Genomic DNA, 328 nt, shown 5'->3' on the forward strand with positions numbered 1-328 from the left:
GAAGAAACCGAAGAAGATCTCTTCGGAGAACAAGCAGTCCTCATGGGTGGTTTGACTCACTTGATCGAAGCTGGTTTCGAAGTTTTGACTGAAGCGGGTTATGCTCCACAACTGGCCTACTTTGAAGTTCTTCATGAAATGAAATTGATCGTTGACCTTATCTATGAAGGTGGCTTCAAGAAGATGCGTCAATCATGTTCAAATACTGCCGAATTTGGTGACTTTGTAACTGGTCCACGTGTCATCGGACCTGAAGTCAAGGAAAATATGAAGACTGCTCTTGCTGATATTCAATCTGGTAAATTCGCGAAAGAATTCGTTGAAGACC

1 pseudogene is annotated in these 328 nt (G+C 42.7%); it reads left to right on the forward strand.

What is annotated here, in order from left to right:
- Positions 1-328: pseudogene (locus FH871_RS35370) on the forward strand (ketol-acid reductoisomerase); the annotation flags it as partial.

The organism is Larkinella sp. C7 (assembly GCF_006149005.1).
Lineage (GTDB): Bacteria > Bacteroidota > Bacteroidia > Cytophagales > Spirosomataceae > Larkinella.